Genomic DNA, 21,642 nt, shown 5'->3' with positions numbered 1-21,642 from the left:
TTCCTTATCGAACGCCCCCAAAGCACCTACCATGGAATCTCCAGCTTGCACCGGAGACTCCCCATGGAACTGCTCGCCATCGCCATCGACAAGCCCGAGGACACCAACTTCATCCTCGGCCAGTCGCACTTCATCAAAACGGTCGAGGATCTGCACGAGGCGCTCGTCGGCGCGGTGCCGGGCATCCGCTTCGGGCTCGCGTTCTGCGAGGCCTCGGGCAAGCGGCTCGTGCGCACGTCGGGTACGGACGACAGTCTCGTCGAGATGGCCGCGCGCAACGCGCAGAACATCGGCGCGGGGCACAGTTTCATCATCGTGCTCGGCGATGGTTTCTTTCCCGTGAACGTGCTCAATACCGTCAAGACCGTGCCGGAGGTCTGCCGCATTTTCTGCGCGACCGCCAATCCGACGCAGGTGCTCGTCGCGCAGACGGATCAGGGACGCGGGATCGTCGGCGTGGTGGATGGCCTGCCGCCGCTCGGCGTCGAAACCGAAGAAGACGTGAAGTGGCGCCACGACCTCTTGCGCAAGATCGGCTACAAGGCCTGAAACGCGCCCGAAGGCCCGCCGCGCCTTGACTTGACAGCGCAAATCGCGAGAATGAGGCCCGCCGCCGCGCGCCTCGCCCGCGCTTTTTTCCGGCCGGGGCGCGACATCATGGAAAATACGGGGATACGGTATAAACGCCGTTAGCGCTTTTCATGCTTTTCCGCGCTTTCGCGAACGACGCGGCCCGATCGCCGCGCGCACCGGCAGCATCCCGGCATCACCCCCGCCTACACGGCACCGAACACCGGCCACCCGCGCCGCCCGAGGATAGGGTCGTCCTCGCGCGGCCAACAGGAGCATCACATGACCGACATGAATCCAGGCTTTTTCGGCAGGATAGGCATTGCCTTCGGCGTCTTCTTCGGCGTTCTGGGCAACGCAGCATTCGCAGGCCGCGTGCAGCGCCTGCGCGAAGCACCCGAAGCGCCCGATTTCACGGCAGAAGCGCCCAAGCCCGCCGCCGCACCCGTTCAACCCGCGCCGTCCGCGCTGAAAGAATCCAGTCCCGTCGCCGCGTTGCAACTGCTCGGCCTTCTGCAACGCGATGCGCGCTTCATCGATTTCGTCGAAGAGGACATCGCCAATTACAGCGACGGCGATATCGGCGCGGCCGCCCGTCTCGTGCACGACGGCTGCCGCACGGTGCTGCGCGAACATTTCACGATCAAGCCCGTGCGCACCGAAGCCGAAGGCAGCCGCGTCACGCTGCAGGAAGGTTTCGATGCGGCCGCCGTGCGTCTGACCGGCAATGTCGTCGGCAAGCCGCCCTTCAACGGCCAGATCAGCCATCGCGGCTGGAAGGTCGAAGACACGCGCCTGCCGAAGCTCGCGCCGTCCCATGATGCAAGCATCGTCGCGCCGGCGGAGGTGGAACTGTGAGCGATATCGACCGCAACGAAAATAAGGCGCGCTATTCGATCGGCATCGATCTCGGCACGACGCATTGCGCGCTCTCCTACGTCGATATGAGCGCGAGCGACGGCGAAAAGACCGCGCAGGGCGTGCTTTCGATCCCGCAACTGACCGCGCCCGGCGCCGCAGAAGAGCGCGATCTGCTGCCCTCTTTCCTCTATCTGCCGCACGAGAACGAGCTCGCGCCCGGCGATCTCACGCTGCCGTGGACGCAGGAGCGCAAGTTCATCGTCGGCGAGCTGGCGAGAAGCCGCGGCGCGGGCACGCCGATCCGCCTCGTCTCCAGCGCGAAAAGCTGGCTGTGCCATCCCGGCGTCGACCGGCGCGCGGCAATCCTGCCGTCCGATGCGCCCGAGGAAGTCGAGCGCGTGTCGCCGCTGGAAAGCTCGGTGCGCTATCTGACGCACTTGCGCGAGGCGTGGAATCACGCGCATCCCGAGGCACCGTTCGATCAGCAGGACGTCACCGTGACGATTCCCGCGTCGTTCGATCCCGCCGCGCGCGAGCTCACCGCCGAAGCCGCCAGCGCTGCCGGCTATTCGCGCATGACGCTGCTCGAAGAGCCGCAGGCCGCGCTCTATAGCTGGATTCAGAAGTCCACCGGCGGCTGGCGCAAGCAGGTCAAGGTGGGCGATGTGATTCTCGTCGTCGATGTCGGCGGCGGCACGACCGACCTCTCGCTGATCGCGGTCGTCGAGCGCGAAGGCAATCTCGAACTGCATCGCGTCGCGGTCGGCGAGCACATCCTGCTCGGCGGCGACAACATGGACCTCGCGCTCGCGCACACGGTCGCGCGCAAGCTCGCGTCGCAAGGCACGCAGCCCGATCCGTGGCAATTGCGCGCCCTCACCTACGCGTGCCGCGCAGCAAAGGAAACGCTGCTCTCCGATCCGACCGCCGAAGCCGTGCCGCTCGTCGTGCCGAGCCGCGGCTCGAAGCTGATCGGCGGGTCGCTGCGCACCGAACTCACGCGCGCCGAACTCACGCAGATCCTGCTCGAAGGCTTTTTCCCGCAAGTCGATGCATCGACGCGGCCCGTGTCGCGCGCGCGCGTCGGTCTCACACAGCTCGGTCTGCCCTACGCGCAGGACGCCGCCGTCACGCGCCATCTCGCCGCGTTCCTCGGCCGGCAGGTCAACGCACTCGCCGAAATCGAAGGCTTGCAGCATGAAACGCCGCAAGGCGCGACGCTGCTGCATCCGACCGTCGTGCTCTTCAACGGCGGCGTGTTCAAGTCGCCGCTGCTCGTCGAGCGCGTGATGTCGACGCTGAATTCATGGCTCGCCGCCGAAAACGCGCCCGCCGCGCGTCTGCTCGAAGGCGCGGACCTGGATCTCGCGGTCGCGCGCGGCGCGGCCTATTACGGCTACGTGCGGCATGGGCGTGGCGTGCGCATCCGTGGCGGCACGGCGCGCGCGTACTACGTCGCGGTCGAATCGGCGATGCCGGCCGTGCCCGGACTGGAGCCGCCCGTGCAGGCGCTGTGCGTCGCGCCGTTCGGCATGGAGGAAGGCACCGACGCCGAGTTGCCCGCGCAGGAATTCGGGCTCGTCGTCGGGGAGCCGGTGCATTTCCGCTTCTTCGGCTCGTCGGTGCGCAGGCAGGATCAGGTCGGCACGCTGCTCGAATACTGGCAGCCGGACGAGTTGCAGGAACTCGAAGAGATCGAGGCATCGCTGCCGCCCGAAGGCCGCACGCCGGGCGAGGTCGTGCCCGTCAAGCTGCATGCGCGCGTGACCGAGGCGGGCACGCTCGAACTCGAAGCGATTCCGCGCGGCTCGTCCGAGCGCTGGAAAGTCGAGTTCGACGTGCGTGGCGGCGTGAGCGCGGATCAGGGCATGGGACTGTAAGTGTCCGCGCGCAAGAAAAAGGTCTCGGGCGCGCGGTTTAGCGTCGGCATCGATCTGGGGACGAGCAATACGGTGGTCGCATATGCGCCGGCCGGATCGAACGATATCCGCGTGTTCGAGATCGAGCAGCTCGTTGGCGCCGGCGAAGTCGCGGCGCGGCCGCTCTTGCCTTCGCTGCGCTATCACTTCGCGCCCGGCGAACTCAAATCCGCTGATCTGCAACTGCCGTGGGGCGAGATGGAAGCGCCCGCCGTCATCGGCGCATTCGCGAGGAAGCTCGGCGCGCAGGTGCCCGGACGGCTCGTGTCGAGCGCGAAAAGCTGGTTGTCGCATGCGGCGGTCGATCGCCTCGCGCCCATTCTCCCGTGGGGCGCGGGCGACGACGTCGAAAAAATCTCGCCGGTGATCGCCAGCGCGAGCTATCTGGCGCACGTGCACGCGGCGTGGAACGAGCGCTTTCCCGACGCGCCGCTCGACGCGCAAGACGTGGTGCTGACCGTGCCCGCCTCGTTCGATGAAGGCGCGCGCGCCCTCACGCTCGAAGCGGCGCGCATGGCGGGACTTGAAACGCTGCGGCTGCTCGAAGAGCCGCAGGCCGCGTTCTACGACTGGCTGTTTCACCATCGCGAAACGCTCGCCGGCGAACTCGCCGATACGCGGCTCGTGATGATCGTCGATGTCGGCGGCGGCACGACCGACCTCACGCTCATTCAGGTCGCCATGGAAAACGGCGAGCCCGTGCTCACGCGCATCGGCGTGGGCAACCATCTGATGCTCGGCGGCGACAACATGGACCTCGCGCTCGCGCATCTCGTCGAGCGGCGGCTCGCGGGCGGCGATGCGCGCCTGTCCGCCGGGCGTCTTTCGCAACTGGTCGAGCGCTGCCGCGCCGCGAAGGAGCAGTTGCTCGGCGAGAATGCGCCCGATTCCACGTCGATCACGCTGCTCGGCGCGGGCGCGAAGCTCGTCGGCGGCGCGCGTTCGGCGGATGTCACGCGCGAGGAGATCGAGCAGATCATCGTCGAAGGCTTCTTTCCGATGGTGTCCGCGAGCGATCGCCCCAGTCGGGCACGCGGCGGCATCGTGGAATTCGGGCTGCCGTATGCGAGCGACCCGGCCATCACGCGGCATATCGCGGCCTTTCTCGGCCAGCATGCGGGCGAGGCGCGCAAGGCGCTCGGCGCGAGCGCCGACACGATCGCCATCCCGGACACCTTGCTGCTGAACGGCGGCGTGTTTCGCGCCGGGCCGCTCGCGCGCCGCATCGCCGACACGCTTTCCGGCTGGCGCGGCGAAGCGGTCAACGTGCTCGCGAACGGCGATCCCGATGTCGCGGTCGCGCGCGGCGCGGTCGCCTATGCGCTCGCGCGCGCGGGCCATGCGCCGAAGATCGGCGGCGGCTCGGCGCGCAGCTTCTTCCTGCTGCTCGAAGACGACGCCAACGCGATGCGCGGCGTCTGCGTCCTGCCGCGCGGCACGGAGGAAGGCCAGCCGATCCATCTCGCCGACCGGACCTTCGCGCTCACGCTCGGCGCGCCGGTGCGCTTTCACCTGGCGTCCTCGGTGGCTGAGACGGCTTACGAGGCGGGAGCACTCGCGGACCTCGCGGCCGCATCGGGCGATTTCGTGCGCCTGCCGCCGGTCGCGACGGTCATCGATCCGCGCGCCGCGGACCACGGCCGGGCGCGCGAGACGCCGGTCCAGTTGACGACATCGCTCACGGAAGTCGGCACGCTGGAGATGCATTGCACGGCCGTCGACGATCCCGCGAAACGCTGGCTCCTCGAATTCCAGTTGCGCCGCGAAGCGCCCCAAAGCGACGACGCCGCGAGCGAATCGCATCCGGCACTGCCCAAAGCCATCGAACTGATCGACCGCACCTTCGGCGCGAAGTCGCATGACATCGGCCCGAAGGAAGTCAAACGCCTGCGCGCGCAGCTCGAACAGACGCTCGGCGCGCGCGACACGTGGGACATCGCGCTCTTGCGCGAGCTCTTCGGCGCGTTGTTCGAGCGCGCGAAGAAGCGCCGCCGAAGCGCCGATCACGAGCGTCTGTGGCTCAATCTCACGGGCTACTGCATGCGGCCGGGCTTCGGGCATCCGCTCGACGAATGGCGCGTCGAGCAGTTGTGGACGCTCTTCGATCAGGGCATCCAGTACAGCAACGAAAGCCAGATCTGGTCCGAATGGTGGACGCTCTGGCGCCGCGCCGCCGGCGGACTTTCCGAAACGGCGCAGTTGCGGCTGCTCGACGACATGGCCTTCGTGCTTCAGCCGCCTGGGACCAGCCGCTATCGCCGTGCGGCTGGCGCGGCGCGCGCGGGCTATGAAGACATGGTGCGGCTCGCGGCGTCGCTGGAGCGCGTGCCGGTCGAGCGCAAGATCGAGGCCGGCGAGTGGCTGCTCACGCGCCTCAAAAAGCCTTCGGAGAACGTGCAGAGCTGGTGGGCGCTGGGCCGCATCGGCGCGCGTGCGCCCTTCTACGGCAGTGCGCACGGCGTCGTGCCGCCGGAGGTCGCCGTCGTCTGGCTCGATGCGATCCTCGCGCTCGACTGGAAGAAGATCGATCCCGCCGCGTTCGCCGCCGTGCAGATCGCGCGCATGACCGGCGACCGCTCGCGCGACCTGCCCGACGAGGCGCGAGCGGCCGTCGTGCAACGCCTCGAAGCGATGGGCGCGGCGCAGGCGTGGATCGCGATGGTCCGCGAGACCGTCGAACTCGATCGCGCGGACGAGGGCCGCGTCTTCGGCGAAACGTTGCCTGCGGGGCTGAAGTTGATCCGCTGAGCATCGGAAGCGCCGCGCATCGGCGTCGAAATACTTCGTCCTCAGAAGTTTTTTCGCCGATGTGTTGCGCGAGAAGCCCGCCTGCTCTTGAATACCGGCTGACCGCATCCTATGGTTATCAGTGTGTCGATATGGACACGCACTGAAGGAGGTCAGCATGCCATCCCCACGCAAGGCTCAAGCGAGCCAACCCGCCGAAACGGAAATGTCGAGCCGTAAAAAATCGGCCGGCAGCAAGGCATCGCCCGCGAAGGCAGCAGGCGCGAAGGAAATGCAGGTCACGAAGCGCACCACCAAGGCCAAACCGAAAAGCTGAGCGGCCATCCGAAGTTCCGCCCTCGTCATCGTGCGGGGGGCATTTGATGTGGCTGTCCTTCGAATCGGCGAGCGCAAATCAGACGCTCGCCGGTCGGCTCCCGAAGCCGACCCCTGCCGATCTCCTTCCTCCCTCCGCCTTGCTTCCCATCGCCCTCATAAAGACGCAATAATTTCCGGATATAACGGCTGATTGCTAAAAAAAGGCGTATTTGTATGACCGCATTGGCCTAAAGTAGATATCCCGATTCCGTAAGCGAGCACGAAGATGGCCGTACCGCAACGCGCCGCCGGCGTGCGCAATCCAGGAATTCTTCTCGCGGCAGCCCGTGAAGCCGGCGCGAGCCTGGTGCGCAATCTGTCGATACCGGCGCCGTTTTCCGATCCCGCGCTGGAGGCGCAGTTTCTCGAAGACCACAGCCAGCGCTTCTGCGCGTTCCGGCGCGCATCGACGCTGCTCGCGCTCGCCATCTGGACGTGCTTTCTCTGGTGGGACTTCAGCTTCGCGCGCGGCAACCAGGCGCTCGCCTCGCGCCTGCCCGATATCCTCGCGCTGCGCTTCGCGGGCATCGCGCTGCTGTTCTTCGTCGGCGTTCTGGTGCTGCGGCCGGCGTTCCGCTCGCACGCGAGCTCGCAGCGCATCATTCTCACGGGCATTTACGGGCTCCTGTGCCTGATCCTCGCGATGGTGGCGATCACGCCCGCGCCCTACAACTACACGCAGCACTTCATCGGCCTGTGTCTCGCGCTGTTCTTCCAGTTCAGCTTCTTCTATCTGCGCTCGCGCGTCGCGCTGACCGCCGGGATCATCACGCTGGCGTCGATCGTCGTCCTGCAGATCACCATTCATCTGCTCAACCCCGAGGATTTCTTCGCTGGGCTGTTCTATATGTTCAACGTCGTGGTTGTGGGGCACGGCGTCTGCACGCACGCCGAGCGCGTGTCGCGCGAGCGCTATAGCTCGGAGCGCGCGCTCGCATCGCTCAATGACGAATTGCGCGCCGCCAATGTTTCGCTCGGCCGCAAGAACCGCGAGCTCGAAGTGTCGAAGAAGGATCAGGAGAACAAGACGAACGCATTGCTCGCGCTGCGCGAACAGCAGATGATCGCCGCGCAGACGGCGAGCCGCGAGAAGTCCAACTTCCTCGCCGCCGCGACCCACGACCTGCGCCAGCCGATGCACGCGCTCAACCTGTTTCTGCAGGCGGCCGCCGAAGCCATCCGCAATGGCGAATTCGATCAGGCCGAGCGGCTCATCAACGAATGCGGGCGCTCCTCCGTGATCCTTGCGCGGCTGTTGAACGCTGTGCTGGATCTGTCGCGGCTGGAATCGGGCCGCGTCGTGCCGCGCTATCACGTGTTCGATGTGCGGCAGATCGTCGAGGAAGCCGCCGAGCAGTTGCGTCCGTTCGCGATGAGCCGGGGCGTCGAATTGCGCTTGCGGCTGCCGAAGGAAGACGTGGTTTGCGTACGCAGCGACGCGCACTGGCTCGGGCGGGCGGTCGCGAATCTCGTGTCGAACGGCATCAAGTATGCGGACCAGAACAAATCGTCGAAGCCGACGGTGATCGTCGGCGTGGTGCGCTCCGCGACGCGCGCGCGCATCGACGTGCTGGACAACGGCATCGGCATTCCGGCCGATTACTTCGACGCGATCTTCCAGCCGTTCTTTCAGGTCGACAATCCCGAGCAGGATCGCGACAAGGGGCTGGGGCTCGGGCTGTCGATCGTGAATGCGGTGATGTCGATGCTCGACCAGCATCGCATCGAACTGAAGTCCACCGAAGGGCGCGGCTCGCGCTTCTCGCTCGAAATGCCGCTGTGCGGGCCGTCGCCCGACAAGCCATCGGCGCGCGCGCCGGCGCGCTCCGAAGCGGCCGATATGGCGCAGCTCAAGGGGCGCTATGTGTTGCTCGTGGAAGACGACGGCCTCGTGCGGGCCTCCACGGAAGCGCTGCTTTCGCAATGGGGCGTGCTTTATGACTCCGCTGCGAGCTTCGAGGAGTTTCAGTCGATCTTGGGCGATATCGAGCGCTTTCCCGATCTCATCATCACGGATTTTCGGCTGCGCGATGCCAAGACCGCTCGCGAAGTGGCGATGCTCGGGGCGGCGCGGTTGGGGCGGCCTTGTCCGTGTCTTGTCGTGACCGGGGAGCCGGCGGCGAGTATCGTGCCGCTTGCCTGTGAGCAGGATGTGCTCTCTAAGCCGGTTAGCCCGGCGGAGCTGCGGCGCGGGATGCTTGCGTTGATTGCCGGGGAATGTGTTGTGGCTGTGTGATGAGGCTCGGTTTTTTTCGCCGGATCCCGTTATCGTGTCGGTCTATTAGCTCTGCCCCTCCCCGGGGCGGGGGTCACTTTCTTTGCTGCTGCAAAGAAAGTAACCAAAGAAACAGCTATCCCCAGCCTAAGCACTTCACACCGGCCGCGGCACAGACGATTGGCTGAATGGCCCGGCAGTAGCGAGTGACCTCGCAAGCAGAACAGGGCTTGGACCGCGCACGGTCTGCCGCACCAAACGTTTTGCCTCACTGGTTCAGCACTAAATAGCTCCAGCCCGCTTCGCGGCCGATGGGTCAATCGGGTTTGCGTGCGCGCTTCTTCGATGGTTTCCCTCGCATACCCAACGGCAGCGCGTAGCGCTGTGCCGGAACTCTTTCGTGCTGAACCAGCGCGCCAAAACATTTGGAGCGGCAGACCGTGCGCGAGCCAAGCCCGGTAAGTCCTTCGAGGGCGACACTTAGGCGAGTGCCACCGGCGGCTGGCAAGCATGGCCAACGTGCGTGTGACTGCGGGCGGTGAGAAGCTGCTTTCTTTGCCTACTTTCTTTGCAGCAGCAAAGAAAGTAGGTGCCGCCCCGCACAGGGGCAACGCTAATAGACCAACACGAATACGGGATCCGGCGAAAAGAAAAAACCTACCCCCCCAGCCTCGCCCCCAACCACCCCCGCAGCGCCTCAACCTCCTCCATACAAACCGAATGCGGCATCGGATACGCATGCCAATCCACATTACACCCCTGCGCCCGAGCAAATTCACAAGCCTGTTCGCCAAGGCTCACATTGAGCACATCATCGAAACTCCCATGCGCGGCGAAGATCGAAATCGAGCGATTCGCGTCGCTGAACGATTCATCGATGAGCCCTTCCGACGGGATATAGCCCGACAAAACGATCAGCCCCGCGAGCTTCTCGGGATGCGTCAAGCCCGCGTGATAGGTCATCGCGCCCCCTTGCGAAAAGCCCGCGATGAAAATGCGCTCGCTCGGAATGCCCCGCGCGTTCTGCTCCGCGACGAGCCCCCGCACGCGCTCCACCGACTTCACGATGCCCGCCTCATCCACGCGCCGGTTGATGCCCTCGAACGACAGGATGTCGTACCACGCGCGCATCACGTAACCGTTGTTGGCCGTAACGGCAATCTCCGGCGCGTTCGGAAACACGAAGCGGATGGCGGGCGCATCGGCGAGACGCAATTCGGGCACGAGCGGCACGAAGTCGTTGGCATCGGCGCCCAGGCCATGCATCAGAATGACGGCGAATTCGGGATTCGGCGCGGTTTCGATCTCGATGGTCGAAGGTTGATCGGTCATTGCCCTTCACTCCTCTCGTCAGATGATGGGAACGAGTATCTGCACGATGCCGACGACCGACACCAGCCACACCAGCGAGCGCACGAACGGCACGCCCGACACGTAGAGCGGAACATAAACCAGGCGCGCGACGAAATACGCGAGCGCACCGTAATGGGTGAGCGCATTCTCGCGCCCCGTCACGTGCACGATCAGCACCGCGATGGCGAAAATCGGCAACGTCTCGAACAGATTCGATTGCGCGCGCATCAGCCGGCCCGACAGCCGGCCGGGCGGCGGCGTGGCGGCATCGCGCGGGCCAGCCTGGTATCTGAGGCCGACTTCACGATTGCGCACCACAGCCGGGAGCAACACTTGCACCAGCGCGAGCACGAGCGTCCAGGCCAGCATCGTCAGTTCGAAACTCATGGCGTCTCCATGGAAAGATATAGCCACTTCGGGTCGCGCTCATGATGCCATCACGATCCGCGAGCGTGTAGTCTTGAGTGCGATCCGCCCGGAGCCTTTCATTCATGCATGCGATGACCCTTCGTCTGTCACCCGGCGATGACCTGCGCGCCGCGCTCGATCACGCATTCCGCACGCACGGGCTTTCAGCGGCCTTCGTGCTGCAGGGAATCGGCAGCCTGAGCGTCGCCCGGCTACGTCACGCGGGCCGCGATGAAGCGTCCGAGTTGCGCGGCGACCTCGAAATCCTCACGCTCGCCGGTACGTTGTCCGCGCAAGGTCCGCACCTGCACATGAGCGTGTCCGACGCCGACGGCCGCGTGTCCGGCGGCCACGTCACGCCGGGCTGCATCGTGCGCACGACGGCGGAAATCGTCGTCGCGAACCTGCCGGGCGAACGCTACACGCGCGAGCACGACGCCGCGACAGGCTTCGCGGAGCTCGTCATCCGGGCAACGTGAGCGCAGCCACCGGCTTCGCGCCGTCGAGCGCAAGTTCATGGCGCGCAATCATCTCGAACGCTTCGCCCGTCTCCGAGTAATCCCAGCGCTCGACCGTGGTCTGGCGCGCGCCGCCGTCGCACGCTTGCGCGTCGTGGCGAATCACGTTCACCGAATTGTCGATCGTGCCGCGCGTGCGCCGCGACAGCGCCGTGCCCGCCTGCACCGCCCACACGCGCCGCGACAGACCCGCGAAAGTATCGTGCAGCGGCAGCACGTAAGGCAGATGGATATGCCCGCCGAGAATCAGGTCCGCGCCCGCGCGCGCCCAGCGCTGCACCGCGCGCTCCCGTCCGTGCAGCAGATTCTTTTCGTCTTGCGCGCGCGTAACGGCCACCGGCTGATGCGTGACCACGACGCGCAACTGCGCCGCGCTCGCCGCCTCCAGGCGCGCGGCGACGCGTCTGATCTGCCGCATCGACACTTCGCCGTTCTTGTGACGGTAAGCGCGCGTCGTGTTCACGCCCAGCACGAGCAAGTCGGGCGATTCGAAACCCGGTTCGAGATCGGCGCCGAATACGCGCTGATGATTCGCGTACGGATAACACAGCCGCGCGAGCGGATTGAAAAGCGGAATGTCGTGATTGCCGGGGACGACGAGCGTCGGCGTCGCGCCGAGCGCATCAACGAACGCACGCGCCGCGGTGAACTGCTGCCTGCGTGCGCGCTGCGTGATATCGCCCGAGAGCACGACCAGATCGGGCGACAGCGCATCCGCAAGACGCAGCAGCGCCGCGACGACCTGGGGCCGCTCGGTGCCGAAATGCGTATCGGAAATCTGCAACAGCAAGGTCATGAGCGATTCGCTTCGGCCACCGCCGGTTCGGGCTTGAGCAGAAAGAGCGGCTTGTCGGACACGTGGAATTCCAGCGGCATGCGCAGCTTCGTGATCTCGCCATCCGTCGCGATCTTGATCGGTCTGCGCCGCTTCGAAGGATGCGTCACCGTGATCCGCTCGAACGTGAAGCTCACGACATGATCCGAATCCGACAGGCGCCCCGCCGCGCCATGCAGCGACAGCCACAGATGCATGAGCCGCCCCACCGGCCGCGGCGCAATCGCAACGAGCAAGCCCTGTTCCAGCGCGCGCGCTTCGTCCGGCATGCCGATCTGCTCCATCTGTAGCCGGTTGTTGCCGACGAAAAGCGTCGATGAGCGAATCTCCGTGGTGCTGCCTTCGTGATCGATATGCAAACGCAAATGCCGATGCGGCTTGAGCATCGTGAAAAGCGCCGACCACAGCGCGACCAGCCGGCTGCGGCCGAATTGCCGCTTGTAGATTTCGCGATCTTCGAGCAGCCGCGGATAGAGGCCGAGACTCGCGTTGACGAGAAACATGCGCCCGTTGACGAAGCCGACCTGCACCGGATAGGCGCGCGCATCGAGCAGGAGCTGGGTGGATTGCTCGAGGTCGGCGGGAATGCCGTGGTCGCGGCTGAAGTAGTTGAACGTGCCGCGCGGCAGCACCGCGAACGGGCAACCGGCGTCGTACGCCGCATGCGCGACCGTGCAGAGCGTGCCGTCGCCGCCCGCGCCGACGAGCACGCCCTCCTGCGCGCACGCCGCCGCCGCGGTTTCACGCGCGATGCTCGCGAGGCGACGCGGATCGTCGACGACGCGCAATTCGAAGCGCCGGCCCGCCGCGCCGAGTTCGCGCTCCAGCACGGTGCGCGTCGCGTCGGCCTGACGGCGGCCCGAGCCCGCGTTCATCACGATGAAGAACGGCGCGTCGGCGGCGAGCGTCTTCTCTCTTTCGGCGGATGCGGCTGTCGGGGTCATCGGCGGCGCTCCTTCGTTATCCGCGCGAGAAGCGCACGGCGAGCCTGACTCCGCACTCGCGCGCGGAGCCTGCCGATTATAACGAAATGCTTACAGCCGGACCGCGCACGCTTACGTGTGCTCGCCGCGAATGTAGTACTCGAGTTGCTGAATGGTGAACTGCTGCTCGGAGATGATGTTCTTCACCAGATCGCCGATGGAAATCATGCCGACGAGCTTGCCGTTGTCGATCACCGGCAGATGGCGCATGCGCTTGTCGGTCATGAGCGCCATGCAGTCGTCGGTGGTCTGGTCGGGGCGCACGTAGCGCACGTGCGACGTCATGATGTCGCGCACGGGCGTCTGCTTCGACGCGCGGTCCATCAGGACGACTTTGCGCGCATAGTCGCGCTCGGTCATGATGCCGACAATTTCATCGCCCTCCGTGACGATCACCGCGCCGATATGCTTGTCGGCCATCATCTTGATCGCATCGAAGACCGACGCCGTTGCGGCAATCGTATAGACCGTCTGTTCGGGTTTCGAATTCAGAACCTGTGCGACTGTTGCCATCGAGCGCCTCCGTTATGAGCGGGGAACGTTGTTGCGCCTGGGCGACGGGTTTGTCTTGCGCCTGTGTGGAGCGTAAAGCCTCGCGCGCCATTGCCTTCATAGGCATTAACCCGACCATTCAAAAAGTATAGCCGCGATTCGCGCCTCGTCGGACGCGCCATTCATTCTGCGCGCGTTCTGTTTCAGCTTCAGTTTCGTCGTCGGATGCCGCTAACAGGCACATACACGACGGCAACGCGGCGCGATGCACCGCTTAGAGGGAGAACGAGGTGAGCAGTTCACAACAGGATATCGAGCAGCGCGTGCGGCTCGCGGGCAGCAACATGTTCGAATTGCTTCTGTTCAGGCTCGGCGAGGCGCCGGGCTCGGAACAGCGGGAGCTTTACGGCATCAACGTATTCAAGGTGCGCGAGATTCTCGCGATGCCGACGATCACGGCCGTCGCCGGATCGAGCGAGGAGATTCTCGGCGTCGCGGATATTCGCGGACAGATCATTCCCGTGATCGATCTCGCGCGCATCACCGGCTGCCGGCCGAAGAACGGGCCGAAAATCCTGCTCGTCACCGAATTCGCTCGCACGACGCAAGGTTTCGCGGTCGAGGAAGTCGACGATATCGTGCGGCTCGAATGGAATCAGGTGTTGTCCGCGGAATCGCACTCGGGCGGCAAGACCGTGACGAGCTTCGCGCGGCTCGACGGCAACGTCGATGGCTCGCGGCTCGCGCAGGTGCTCGATGTCGAGCGCATCGTGCGTGACGTGCTGCCGTCACAGGAAACCGATATCACCGAGGCGAACACCGGGCGGCTCATTCTCAAGCCGGGCGCGCGCGTGCTCGCAGCGGACGATTCGGGTGTCGCGCGGGCGCTCATCGAACAGAGCCTCACCGCGATGGGCGTGCCCTTCGTGATGACCAAGACCGGCCAGGAAGCGTGGGACGTGCTGGAATCCGCGCTCAGGAAAGCGCAGAAGGAAGGCACCGAGGTCGCGGATCACATCGCGCTCGTGCTTACCGATCTGGAAATGCCGGAGATGGACGGCTTCACGCTCACGCGCCGCATCAAGGCGGAAACGGGGCTGATGCACATTCCGGTGGTGATTCACTCGTCGCTGTCGGGATCGGCGAACGAGCAGCATGTGCGCAAGGTCGGCGCGAATGCGTATGTGTCGAAGTTCGAGGCGTCGGAACTGGCCAATGTGATGCGCGGCGCGCTCGCGCACGCGGCCTGAAAAACGATCGGCGCCCGCTGAACACAAACCTTTTGAGTCTGTGTCAGCGGGCGCCGAAGCAGTCCTTCAGCCGATACGCCCGGCGGATGAGCCGGGCCAGCCGATTCGATTAGTGACCGAAGAAGACCGATTGCGGGTTGTTGCTCGATTGCGCCGAACGGTTGCCCGATTGAGCCAGCGTGTCACGCGAGCCGCCGAAAGCGGTCGTGTTCGTGCCGTTGGCATTTTCTTCAGCGGCGATCGCTTGTGCGCTCGGGCCTTGTTGCGACGTCGGCGCGCCAACTGCCGGACGGTAGAACGGAGCCGGGCCGTAGCCGCTTGCGAAAGCGGGTGCGGCGAGCGTGGCGGTAGCGGCGATCAGAAGGGTAGCGATGAGATTGCGTTTCATGGTGAGCTCCAAAGACGGTTGACGTTCAATCAGAAAGCGCCGCAGCGGTCTTGCGAGAAACTGTCTGCTACGTCGATGAAGCGCAGTGTATACCCCTACTATCGCTTTTTTATCTCCATAAATTTCAATTCAGTTTTCGCTGTGCGCCAACAATCGCTGGCTGCACGAGCGTACGGATTTCCCGTAAACGACCATCAGGCAAGGGATTGGGTGTGCTGCAGCGCAACTCGACGTCGCGCGTCTTTTGGCAGGGACGGAACAATTATTTGGAAAACGGCCGTTCGATACGCGCTCGTTCAGTGAACGAGTCGCCCGATCAGGCGAACGAGCGCGGCGGGCGGATTGCCCTTTTGACAATAACCGTCAAATCCGGAGTGCATGCCTTCGATGCGCACGGTTTCCTCGCCCAGCGCCGTAAACGCGATGATCACCGCGTCGCGCGTGCGGGCGATCCGGCGCAGCACGCGCGCGGTTGCGTAGCCGTCGTGCTCCGGCATCGTGATATCGAGAATGACGATGTGCGGCACCCAGCCGTCGACCGCGTGCAGCGCATCGACGCCGGACAGGGCGAAACGGGTGTCGAAACCGTCCGATTCGAGCGCGGCCGACAGCGCTTCGGCGCTGTAGGCGTTGTCGTCGACGACGAGGATGCGCCACGGATCGCGGTCGACGTCGACGCTACGGTCCGTCCAGAGGGAGCAATGAGGGGAATGCAGGGAGACGGGCATGGGCACTTACCTGAAGCACATACCGGCGTTGCAGCATTTCTTGCGCCCGCGCTCCACGAAACTCAGGCGTCGGCGTCCTTCTTGCCCTTGCGACGCTTTCCCGATGTCCCTTCGTCCTCGCGCAGCCGCGCGTTCGCTTCGACGAGCGATGCCGCGTCGCACTGGCGCAACGCGAGATCGACTTCGCCGAGGGCGCCGAAAAGCGCCGCCTGCTCCGCCTCGTCCAGCGGCGTTGCGCCGGGCCCCGTTACGCGCCGCGCTTCCTTGTCGAGCCGCTTCATGAGCTTCGCGCCGAAGCGGGTATCGATCACGCCCTCGCGCGCGAGCCCTGCGATCAACGACGCAAGACGGACGAGCCCGCCCGCCGTGGTTTGCGTCGTCGCCCCGTCCAGATCGTCACGGTCTTCCACTGCCTTCTCCCCAGGTTGGCACGCGACGCCGCGCGGGCGGCCGACTCGATGCGTGGCGCCGCGCGTGCGCCCGTCTTGCGTGGCGCGATGATACGCCGACAATATGACACTCATATTTGCACATACCGGCGCGCCGGTGGCGATCGTTTCACTTGTGTTTGCGCGTTACGATCGCGATTCGGGGCGCGACCGATGGCACACTAGCGCGTGGCGGCGTGCGTGCCTGAAACGTCGAGGTCCGCATCCCCGGCAGACGCGCCGACATCCCCAGAATGCTACCGAATGCCCGCATGAATCCCGCTACCCTGCAAAGACCGCCCTACGGTTCCGACTTTTCCGGCCTCGTCTGCGGCTTCCGATTTCATGTCGATCACCCCGGCGAGCCGATCGATGCCGAAGCCGCGAGCGAATGGCTCGCCCGCGACGACACGACCCGCGAATTCGTCTGGCTGCACTTCGATCTCGCGAACAGCGCCTGCGAGCGCTGGATGCGCGGACGTCTCGGCCTGCCCGACGCATTCTTCGAGACGCTCAACGAAGGTTCGCACTCGACGCGCATCGAGCATCAGGAAGGCGCGCTCTTCGCCGTCATCAACGATGTGATGTTCAACTTCGAGCTGACGCCCTCCGAGATCGCGACGCTGTGGGTCTACACGCATCAGAAGCTGCTCGTCACGGCGCGCCTCAAGCCCCTGCGTTCGGTCGATTCGCTGCGCGAGTCGGTCAGGCGCGGCGAAATCTTCCGCTCGCCCGCCGAACTGCTCGCCCACATGCTGCGCGATCAGGCGGATCTGCTCGTGCATATCGTGCGGCGCACGAGCGTCGAGGTCGACGGCATCGAGGATCGCTTTCTTTCGATGCGCGGCGCCGCGACCCGCACCGATCTCGGCGGCCTGCGGCGCGTCCTCGTGAGGCTGCAGCGTCTGCTCGCTCCCGAGCCCGGCTCCGTGTTCCGTCTGCTCGCGCGGCCGCCGCGCTGGCTTCATTCTCAGGACATTCAGGATCTGCGCGACGCGACCGAAGAGTTCTCGCTCGTGCTCAACGATCTCGCCGGACTCGTCGAAAGGATCAAGCTTCTGCAGGAAGAAGTCGCGACGCGCATGGGCGAGCAAAGCAACCGCACGCTCTTCACGCTGACGCTCGTCACGGTGCTCGCGCTGCCGATCAACATCGTCGCGGGGTTCTTTGGCATGAACGTGGGCGGCATTCCGCTCGCGGAAAATCATCACGGTTTCTGGCTGCTGGTCGTGATCGTCGCGACGTTTACCGTGCTCGCCGGATGGTGGGCCTTCCGCCGCCGCCGCGACATGTAGCGAATCCGGCCGGGCACGTTCGATGCGAAGTCTTCCGATGAGGCTCATGCCTCGCGAAACGTCGGAGGACATGATGGACAAGAACCGCATCGAAGGCACGGCTCGCCAGATGAAAGGCATCGTCCGCGAAGCCGTCGGCAAGGCCACAGGAAATCGCGGGACGCAAATGCGCGGCACCGCCGAAAAAATGGCGGGAAAGATGCAGGCCAAACTCGGCGCAGCGGCTGACGCCGTGCGCCGCATCAAGAAATAACCGCTGCGCTGCCTGCTGAAACTGTCAGAAGCCCAGGTCGCTCAGGCTCGGATGATCGTCGGGCCGGCGGCCTAGCGGCCAGTGATATTTGCGATCCGCTTCCTTGATCGGCAGATCGTTGATCGACGCGTGACGGTGCGTCATCAGACCTGCTTCGTTGAATTCCCAGTTCTCGTTGCCGAAACTGCGATACCAGTTGTTCGCATCGTCATGCCACTCGTAGGCGAAACGCACCGCGATGCGATTGTCCTTGTACGCCCATAGCTCCTTGATCAGCCGATAGTCGAGTTCGCGCGCCCACTTGCGCCGCAGGAACGCGACCACTTCCTCGCGCCCGTTCGCGAACTCCGCGCGATTGCGCCAGCGCGTATCCACGCTATAAGCAAGCGACACGCGCTCGGGCTCGCGCGTATTCCACGCATCTTCGGCGAGACGGACCTTGAGCTTGGCGGATTCTTCATCGAACGGCGGAAATGGCGGCTTGGATTCCATGGCGAGTCCTCGTTTATCAAGCGATGAGATGAGTAGACAGGTCTGTCTACTCGACGCACTCTAGCGCAGGTAGACGAACCTGTCTACAATCGATTGCATGAATACTTCTGCTGTCTCCATCGATATTTCCGAACTCGCGCCCGACGCGCGCATCCTGCATATCGCGCATGATCTCTTCTATCGCGACGGCATTCGCGCGACGGGCGTCGATCGGGTGATCGCCGAGTCGGGCGTCGCGAAAAAGACGTTTTATCGCTACTTTCCGAGCAAGGACGATCTGATCGTCGCGTTCCTGGATTTTCGCCACGATAACTGGATGACATGGTTCCGCGATGCGCTCGCGCGGCACGGCGGCACGCTCAGCGCGCTCGTGCCCGCGCTGGCCGAATGGTTCGGCAGCGAAGCTTATCGCGGTTGTGCGTTCATCAATTCGGTCGTCGAAGTCGGGGCGACATTGCCGCAGGCGGTCGATATCTCGCGGCGTCACAAGCGCGACATGACCGCGGCGATCCGCACGCTGATGCCGGGTTCGCGCACGTCGAAGGCGGATGCGCAAGCGCTCGCCCTGGCGGTGGACGGCGCGATCGTTGCTGCGCAATTCGCCGAATCGCCCGCGGATGCATTGAAGGCGCTGGCGCGCGTGGTGCGAGCGATCACGGCGGCGCAACGGAGCGCCCAATAGCCGGCGCGCTACTTGATCGATGCGCTTTCGACCGACGTGACAGCCCGCTTCGATGAACCCGGCGATATCGCCAGTTCAACCACATCCGCGAGCCGCGCGAAGTGAGGCGCGATCTGATCGTTCGGCACGCACGCGTAACCGAGCATCAAGCCCTTTCTCGCGGCGAGCCGGTTCAGGTAATAGTTGTCGAGCGGGCGCGTGACCACACCGGCGGACAGCGCGCGGGCGGCAATCATTCGGTCATCCGCCGAATCGGGCAGATCGAGCACGAAATGCAGGCCGGCTTCATCGCCCCGCACGGAGAGCGTTTCGCCGAAGCGCTCGCGGATCGCGTTGATCAGCAACTCGCGCCGCTCGCCGTACAGGCCGCGCATGCGGCGCACATGCGAGGTCAGATGGCCGTCGAGAATGAACTCGGTGAGCACGGCCTGCTGCATCAACTGACCCTCGCGATAGAGTTCGGCCACGCCGGTGCGAAAGGAATCGACAAGGTTGTCCGGCACGACCATATAGCCCATGCGCAAGCCTGGATAGAGCATCTTGCCGAGACTGCCGACATAGATCACCTGTCCCGCGTCGTCGAGCCCCTGCAGCGATGACAGCGGGCGGCTGCCATAGCGGAACTCGCTGTCGTAATCGTCCTCGATGATCCACACCTTGTGCTGACGCGCGAACTCCAGCAGCGCGCGGCGTCGCGCGAGACTCATCACCATGCCGAGCGGATATTGATGCGACGGCGTCACGAGCGCGATGCGCGGCGGGTCGGCCATGTCGCGCGCGGCGGGATTGAGCCCTTCCTCGTCGACGGGAATCGGCACGAGCGTCAGGCCCGATGACTGCAGCACGCTGCGCACGCCCCAGTAGCACGGTTCCTCGACCCACGCGCGATCGCCGAAATCGGTGAGCAGGCGCACGGCGAGATCGATGGACTGATGAATGCCCGTCGTGATGATGATCTGGTCCGGCTGACACTTCACCGAGCGCGCGACGCGCAAATAATCCGACAGCGCGCGCCGCAGCGGCCGATAGCCGCCGCCCGGCGCGTACGTGAGCAGTTCGGGACTCGCGCGCTTCCACAAACGCGCCTGCAAGCGGCTCCATGTGCGCGCCGGAAATTCTGCGACGTCGGGCACGCCGGGCATGAACGCGCCCCACTGCTTCGGCGACACGCCTGCCTGCGCGATCAGACGCTCGCCGCGACGCGAGATCGTGCACGGCGCCTCCGCCTGTCTCGCCTTGCCCGCGACGCCATCGCGCGGCGCGGTGTCGGCGACATAGGTGCCGCTACCGGTCGTCGACGTGACATAGCCTTCGGCCGTGAGCTGATCGTAGACTTGCAGCACGGTATTGCGCGCGATGCCGAGATCGATCGCGAGCGTGCGCGAACTCGGCAGCTTCGTGCCGGGTGCGAGCTGGCCCGTCAGGATGGCCTGCTGCATGAGTTCGAGCACTTGCCGGTACATCGGCTCAGCGGCGGACCGGTCGAGCCGCGCGCTCAGCCAGTCGGCCAGGATGATGGTATCCATGAAGTCGTCACCGCCTGGAACCACTTTCCCGACACGCTCAAGTGGCTCTATTTTGAATATTGAAATGGCTCCCCATTGTAGAACCGTAACGGGCTATAGTTATCGCAAGTAGTGGAAATAATTTCCGGGCGCCCAACGAGGCGGTCGGAAGTATCAGGGTTTTCCGAAGGAGACACGGAAGATGAAATCCGATCAGGTGATCGTCAGCTTTCGCGGCGTGCGAAAGACCTACGACGGTGAAACGCTCGTCGTCAAGTCGCTCGATCTCGATATCTATCAGGGCGAATTCCTCACGCTGCTCGGGCCGTCCGGCTCCGGCAAGACCACCTGCCTCATGATGCTCGCGGGCTTCGAGTTCCCCACCGGCGGCGAGATCTGGCTCGACGGCAAGCTGCTCAACAAGGTGCCGCCGCACAAGCGCGACATCGGCATGGTGTTTCAGAACTACGCGCTCTTTCCGCATCTGTCGGTGCAGCAGAACGTCGAATATCCGCTGACGGTGCGCAAGATGTCCGCCGAAGAGCGCGCGCATCGCGTGAACAACGCGCTCAAGATGGTGCGCATGGACAGCTTCGCGAAGCGTTACCCGGCGCAGCTTTCCGGTGGCCAGCAGCAGCGTATCGCGCTGGCGCGCGCGCTCGTGTTCGAGCCCAAGCTCGTGCTGATGGACGAGCCGCTCGGCGCGCTCGACAAGCAGTTGCGCGAGCACATGCAAATCGAACTCAAGGCGCTGCACGAGAAGCTCGGCGTCACCTTCGTCTACGTCACGCACGATCAGGGCGAGGCGCTCACGATGTCCGACCGCGTCGCGGTGTTCGACAAGGGCATCGTGCAGCAGCTCGACACCGTCGATCATCTGTATGAAGCGCCCTGCAACGAGTTCGTCGCGAACTTCATCGGCGACAGCAACCGGCTGCGCGGCACCATCGAAGAGATTCAGGGCGACTTCTGCGATCTCCGACTCGCCGACGGCACGCGTCTGTCCGGTCTCAATGTCGCGAATGCGAAACCGGGTGCGCCGGCCATCGCTTGTATCCGGCCCGAGCGCATGAAGCTCACGCAGGGCAACGGCCATGCGAACGGCAACATCAACGCGCTCGCGGGCGAAGCGAAGAGCCTCATCTATTTCGGCGATCACGTCCGCATGCGCTGCGGCGTGCGCGAGCAGGACGAATGCTTCGTCAAGGTGCCGCTCGGCACCGCGGCGCTCGACGGCTTCACGCCCGGCGCGCCCATCGCGCTCGAATTCGCGCCCGAGCATTTGCGTGTGTTCGCCTGAATCTCGATCGGGCGTCGCGCTTCCCACGTAGGTCTACTGACAAAACCAAGTCGAAGAAGAGA

22 protein-coding genes are annotated in these 21,642 nt (G+C 64.8%); 11 read left to right on the top strand and 11 right to left on the bottom strand.

Annotated features, from left to right (window positions below):
- Positions 1-63 precede the first annotated feature (63 nt).
- From PQR08_RS04570 to PQR08_RS04555, 4 genes are all read left to right on the top strand, one after another.
- Positions 64-549 (top strand): adenosine-specific kinase, encoded by a 486-nt coding sequence (locus PQR08_RS04570; protein WP_250484525.1) that lies wholly within the window; start codon positions 64-66, stop codon positions 547-549.
- Positions 550-852: 303 nt separating this feature from the next.
- Complete coding sequence (locus PQR08_RS04565) at positions 853-1,428, top strand: DUF2760 domain-containing protein (protein WP_238292005.1); 576 nt, start codon at positions 853-855, stop codon at positions 1,426-1,428.
- Positions 1,425-3,311 carry an Hsp70 family protein gene (locus PQR08_RS04560; protein ID WP_250484524.1) on the top strand — a complete coding sequence of 629 codons (1,887 nt, stop codon included), beginning with the start codon at positions 1,425-1,427 and terminating at the stop codon, positions 3,309-3,311. Before PQR08_RS04565 ends, PQR08_RS04560 begins: the two co-directional genes overlap by 4 nt.
- Complete coding sequence (locus tag PQR08_RS04555; RefSeq protein WP_250484523.1) at positions 3,312-6,098, top strand: Hsp70 family protein; 2,787 nt, start codon at positions 3,312-3,314, stop codon at positions 6,096-6,098.
- Positions 6,099-6,275: 177 nt separating this feature from the next.
- Here the strand turns inward: PQR08_RS04555 and PQR08_RS04550 are convergent, their stop codons facing one another.
- Positions 6,276-6,422: a hypothetical protein gene (locus PQR08_RS04550; RefSeq protein WP_187606469.1), complete on the bottom strand. Its 147-nt coding sequence runs from the start codon at positions 6,420-6,422 to the stop codon at positions 6,276-6,278.
- 259 nt (positions 6,423-6,681) lie between these two features.
- Between PQR08_RS04550 and PQR08_RS04545 the strand changes: the two genes are divergently transcribed.
- The gene (locus PQR08_RS04545) at positions 6,682-8,691 is read left to right on the top strand and encodes a hybrid sensor histidine kinase/response regulator (protein WP_250484522.1); all 2,010 of its coding nucleotides are present in this window, start codon (positions 6,682-6,684) and stop codon (positions 8,689-8,691) included.
- A 636-nt stretch (positions 8,692-9,327) separates the two neighbouring features.
- On the opposite strand, the gene PQR08_RS04540 is transcribed toward PQR08_RS04545, so the two are convergent.
- Both PQR08_RS04540 and PQR08_RS04535 read right to left on the bottom strand, forming a co-directional pair.
- Positions 9,328-10,002 (bottom strand): alpha/beta hydrolase, encoded by a 675-nt coding sequence (locus PQR08_RS04540; RefSeq protein WP_250484521.1) that lies wholly within the window; start codon positions 10,000-10,002, stop codon positions 9,328-9,330.
- Between the two features lie 18 nt (positions 10,003-10,020).
- The gene (locus tag PQR08_RS04535; RefSeq protein WP_035501595.1) at positions 10,021-10,410 is read right to left on the bottom strand and encodes an MAPEG family protein; all 390 of its coding nucleotides are present in this window, start codon (positions 10,408-10,410) and stop codon (positions 10,021-10,023) included.
- A 104-nt stretch (positions 10,411-10,514) separates the two neighbouring features.
- Here PQR08_RS04535 and PQR08_RS04530 point away from each other — a divergent pair, with 104 nt between their 5' ends.
- Entirely contained in the window at positions 10,515-10,910 is a 396-nt protein-coding gene (locus PQR08_RS04530; protein ID WP_238217056.1) for a PPC domain-containing DNA-binding protein, read from the top strand.
- On the opposite strand, the gene PQR08_RS04525 is transcribed toward PQR08_RS04530, so the two are convergent.
- From PQR08_RS04525 to PQR08_RS04515, 3 genes are all read right to left on the bottom strand, one after another.
- Entirely contained in the window at positions 10,894-11,745 is an 852-nt protein-coding gene (locus PQR08_RS04525; protein ID WP_250484520.1) for a metallophosphoesterase family protein, read from the bottom strand. The genes PQR08_RS04530 and PQR08_RS04525 overlap by 17 nt on opposite strands.
- The gene (locus PQR08_RS04520) at positions 11,742-12,728 is read right to left on the bottom strand and encodes a diacylglycerol/lipid kinase family protein (protein WP_238292491.1); all 987 of its coding nucleotides are present in this window, start codon (positions 12,726-12,728) and stop codon (positions 11,742-11,744) included. The genes PQR08_RS04525 and PQR08_RS04520 overlap by 4 nt, the downstream gene beginning before the upstream one ends.
- A 111-nt stretch (positions 12,729-12,839) precedes the next feature.
- Complete coding sequence (locus PQR08_RS04515; RefSeq protein WP_035501590.1) at positions 12,840-13,280, bottom strand: CBS domain-containing protein; 441 nt, start codon at positions 13,278-13,280, stop codon at positions 12,840-12,842.
- A gap of 269 nt (positions 13,281-13,549) precedes the next feature.
- Between PQR08_RS04515 and PQR08_RS04510 the strand changes: the two genes are divergently transcribed.
- Complete coding sequence (locus PQR08_RS04510) at positions 13,550-14,509, top strand: chemotaxis protein (protein ID WP_187606476.1); 960 nt, start codon at positions 13,550-13,552, stop codon at positions 14,507-14,509.
- 109 nt (positions 14,510-14,618) lie between these two features.
- On the opposite strand, the gene PQR08_RS04505 is transcribed toward PQR08_RS04510, so the two are convergent.
- The 3 genes from PQR08_RS04505 to PQR08_RS04495 form a co-directional block, all read right to left on the bottom strand.
- The gene (locus PQR08_RS04505; RefSeq protein WP_187606477.1) at positions 14,619-14,897 is read right to left on the bottom strand and encodes a hypothetical protein; all 279 of its coding nucleotides are present in this window, start codon (positions 14,895-14,897) and stop codon (positions 14,619-14,621) included.
- 296 nt (positions 14,898-15,193) lie between these two features.
- The gene (locus tag PQR08_RS04500; RefSeq protein WP_238217062.1) at positions 15,194-15,625 is read right to left on the bottom strand and encodes a response regulator; all 432 of its coding nucleotides are present in this window, start codon (positions 15,623-15,625) and stop codon (positions 15,194-15,196) included.
- A 62-nt stretch (positions 15,626-15,687) separates the two neighbouring features.
- Positions 15,688-16,035, bottom strand: coding sequence for a hypothetical protein (locus PQR08_RS04495; RefSeq protein ID WP_238217063.1), 348 nt, complete (start codon positions 16,033-16,035; stop codon positions 15,688-15,690).
- A gap of 290 nt (positions 16,036-16,325) precedes the next feature.
- Between PQR08_RS04495 and PQR08_RS04490 the strand changes: the two genes are divergently transcribed.
- Together PQR08_RS04490 and PQR08_RS04485 are read left to right on the top strand one after the other, a co-directional pair.
- On the top strand, positions 16,326-17,348 hold the full coding sequence (locus tag PQR08_RS04490) for a transporter (RefSeq protein WP_250484519.1): 1,023 nt from the start codon (positions 16,326-16,328) through the stop codon (positions 17,346-17,348).
- A gap of 73 nt (positions 17,349-17,421) precedes the next feature.
- Positions 17,422-17,601: a CsbD family protein gene (locus tag PQR08_RS04485; protein ID WP_035501622.1), complete on the top strand. Its 180-nt coding sequence runs from the start codon at positions 17,422-17,424 to the stop codon at positions 17,599-17,601.
- 24 nt (positions 17,602-17,625) lie between these two features.
- On the opposite strand, the gene PQR08_RS04480 is transcribed toward PQR08_RS04485, so the two are convergent.
- Complete coding sequence (locus PQR08_RS04480; protein ID WP_238292494.1) at positions 17,626-18,093, bottom strand: nuclear transport factor 2 family protein; 468 nt, start codon at positions 18,091-18,093, stop codon at positions 17,626-17,628.
- 97 nt (positions 18,094-18,190) lie between these two features.
- Here PQR08_RS04480 and PQR08_RS04475 point away from each other — a divergent pair, with 97 nt between their 5' ends.
- Positions 18,191-18,775, top strand: coding sequence for a TetR/AcrR family transcriptional regulator (locus tag PQR08_RS04475; RefSeq protein WP_250484518.1), 585 nt, complete (start codon positions 18,191-18,193; stop codon positions 18,773-18,775).
- Between the two features lie 8 nt (positions 18,776-18,783).
- Here PQR08_RS04475 and pdxR read toward each other — a convergent pair whose 3' ends face one another.
- On the bottom strand, positions 18,784-20,301 hold the full coding sequence (gene pdxR / locus PQR08_RS04470) for a MocR-like pyridoxine biosynthesis transcription factor PdxR (protein WP_250484517.1): 1,518 nt from the start codon (positions 20,299-20,301) through the stop codon (positions 18,784-18,786).
- A 181-nt stretch (positions 20,302-20,482) separates the two neighbouring features.
- Here pdxR and PQR08_RS04465 point away from each other — a divergent pair, with 181 nt between their 5' ends.
- Positions 20,483-21,580 (top strand): ABC transporter ATP-binding protein, encoded by a 1,098-nt coding sequence (locus PQR08_RS04465; protein ID WP_250484516.1) that lies wholly within the window; start codon positions 20,483-20,485, stop codon positions 21,578-21,580.
- The last annotated feature ends 62 nt before the right edge of the window (positions 21,581-21,642 follow it).

The organism is Caballeronia jiangsuensis, assembly GCF_046030135.1.
Classification (GTDB): Bacteria; Pseudomonadota; Gammaproteobacteria; order Burkholderiales; family Burkholderiaceae; genus Caballeronia; species Caballeronia jiangsuensis.
Note: the sequence above shows the minus strand (reverse complement) of the source record. Positions and strands in the feature narration are given on the sequence as shown.

Excerpts from the sequence above, each read along its gene's own strand:
- PQR08_RS04500 (WP_238217062.1), bottom strand. The coding sequence starts at position 15,625 with ATGCCCGTCTCCCTGCATTCCCCTCATTGCTCCCTCTGGACGGACCGT.
- PQR08_RS04490 (WP_250484519.1), top strand. The coding sequence starts at position 16,326 with ATGAATCCCGCTACCCTGCAAAGACCGCCCTACGGTTCCGACTTTTCC.
- PQR08_RS04465 (WP_250484516.1), top strand. The coding sequence starts at position 20,483 with ATGAAATCCGATCAGGTGATCGTCAGCTTTCGCGGCGTGCGAAAGACC.
- PQR08_RS04535 (WP_035501595.1), bottom strand. The coding sequence starts at position 10,410 with ATGAGTTTCGAACTGACGATGCTGGCCTGGACGCTCGTGCTCGCGCTG.
- PQR08_RS04475 (WP_250484518.1), top strand. The coding sequence starts at position 18,191 with ATGAATACTTCTGCTGTCTCCATCGATATTTCCGAACTCGCGCCCGAC.
- PQR08_RS04545 (WP_250484522.1), top strand. The coding sequence starts at position 6,682 with ATGGCCGTACCGCAACGCGCCGCCGGCGTGCGCAATCCAGGAATTCTT.
- PQR08_RS04485 (WP_035501622.1), top strand. The coding sequence starts at position 17,422 with ATGGACAAGAACCGCATCGAAGGCACGGCTCGCCAGATGAAAGGCATC.
- pdxR (WP_250484517.1), bottom strand. The coding sequence starts at position 20,301 with ATGGATACCATCATCCTGGCCGACTGGCTGAGCGCGCGGCTCGACCGG.
- PQR08_RS04525 (WP_250484520.1), bottom strand. The coding sequence starts at position 11,745 with ATGACCTTGCTGTTGCAGATTTCCGATACGCATTTCGGCACCGAGCGG.
- PQR08_RS04540 (WP_250484521.1), bottom strand. The coding sequence starts at position 10,002 with ATGACCGATCAACCTTCGACCATCGAGATCGAAACCGCGCCGAATCCC.
- PQR08_RS04565 (WP_238292005.1), top strand. The coding sequence starts at position 853 with ATGACCGACATGAATCCAGGCTTTTTCGGCAGGATAGGCATTGCCTTC.
- PQR08_RS04530 (WP_238217056.1), top strand. The coding sequence starts at position 10,515 with ATGCATGCGATGACCCTTCGTCTGTCACCCGGCGATGACCTGCGCGCC.
- PQR08_RS04515 (WP_035501590.1), bottom strand. The coding sequence starts at position 13,280 with ATGGCAACAGTCGCACAGGTTCTGAATTCGAAACCCGAACAGACGGTC.
- PQR08_RS04570 (WP_250484525.1), top strand. The coding sequence starts at position 64 with ATGGAACTGCTCGCCATCGCCATCGACAAGCCCGAGGACACCAACTTC.
- PQR08_RS04480 (WP_238292494.1), bottom strand. The coding sequence starts at position 18,093 with ATGGAATCCAAGCCGCCATTTCCGCCGTTCGATGAAGAATCCGCCAAG.
- PQR08_RS04520 (WP_238292491.1), bottom strand. The coding sequence starts at position 12,728 with ATGACCCCGACAGCCGCATCCGCCGAAAGAGAGAAGACGCTCGCCGCC.
- PQR08_RS04505 (WP_187606477.1), bottom strand. The coding sequence starts at position 14,897 with ATGAAACGCAATCTCATCGCTACCCTTCTGATCGCCGCTACCGCCACG.
- PQR08_RS04550 (WP_187606469.1), bottom strand. The coding sequence starts at position 6,422 with ATGGCCGCTCAGCTTTTCGGTTTGGCCTTGGTGGTGCGCTTCGTGACC.